Source organism: Collinsella ihumii (assembly GCF_900046475.1).
In the GTDB taxonomy this organism is placed as follows: domain Bacteria; phylum Actinomycetota; class Coriobacteriia; order Coriobacteriales; family Coriobacteriaceae; genus Collinsella; species Collinsella ihumii.
Map to the genome: position 1 here is coordinate 1 of NZ_FCOU01000029.1, position 824 is coordinate 824.

2 protein-coding genes are annotated in these 824 nt (G+C 69.9%); both read left to right on the top strand.

What is annotated here, in order from left to right:
• The first annotated feature begins 209 nt into the window (after positions 1–209).
• On the top strand, positions 210–497 hold the full coding sequence (locus BN3789_RS12130; protein WP_066834738.1) for a transposase: 288 nt from the start codon (positions 210–212) through the stop codon (positions 495–497).
• A 50-nt stretch (positions 498–547) separates the two neighbouring features.
• Positions 548–824, top strand: a 277-nt coding sequence (locus tag BN3789_RS12135; protein WP_147569754.1) for an IS3 family transposase, incomplete at its 3' end; no start/stop codon positions are given.

Sequence of the window (824 nt, forward strand, 5' to 3'; positions counted from 1 at the left end):
GGAGGCCTCCCAGCACGCCATGACCGCGTCGCGCGCGTCGGCCCACGGGTCCGAGCGCCCGCGCTTCAGCCAGTCGCAGAAGCCGGACCTGCTCACGCCGAGCAGCCTCGCCATCATGCCGATCGGGCAGTCTGAATCTGCCCCAGTTCCGTTGACACATCGAGTTCCGTTCCCGCATGATGTGCGGGAACGGGGGAACGGGGGCAGATATGGGGCACGCGTCGCCGAAGTACACGGCGGAGTTCAAGCAGAGGGCGGTGCAGCTCTACCGCGAGAGGGGCGGCACCTACGCCGAGATCGGCAGGGAGCTCGGGGTCGACCCGGGCAGCGTATCCGACTGGGTCAAGAGGGCCGACGCCGCGGGCTCCGACCCATCGGCCAACCCCTTCCAGGTCGCCGAGGAGAACCGCAGGCTCAAGAGGGAGAACGAGCGGCTCAGGCGCGAGAACGAGGTGCTTTTAAAAGCGAGCGCCTTCTTCGCCAGCAGGCAGCTGTAGGCGCCCGGGCGGAGAGGGCTGAGTTCGCGTTCATACTGCTCAACGAGGGCGTGTGGACGATCTCGGAGATGTGCTCCGCCCTCGGGGTCACGAGGCAGGGCTGCCACGCATGGAGGAAGCGGCCGCCGAGCGCGCACGACCTGCGCGACGGGGAGCTTGCCGCCATGATTTCCGAGGTGCGCGAGGCCGGCCGGGGCATCTACGGCGCCCCGAAGGTGTTCCAGGAGCTCGGGAAGGCGGGCGTGCGCACCTCCCGCAAGCGCGTGGCGCGCATCATGCGCGAGAGCGGCTGGGCCGGGACGACGCGCGGCTGCGCGAGGCGCCCGA

What these genes read in the sequence shown, in the direction of transcription:
- BN3789_RS12130 (WP_066834738.1), top strand. Translation starts at nt 210, where the DNA reads ATGGGGCACGCGTCGCCGAAGTACACGGCGGAGTTCAAGCAGAGGGCG.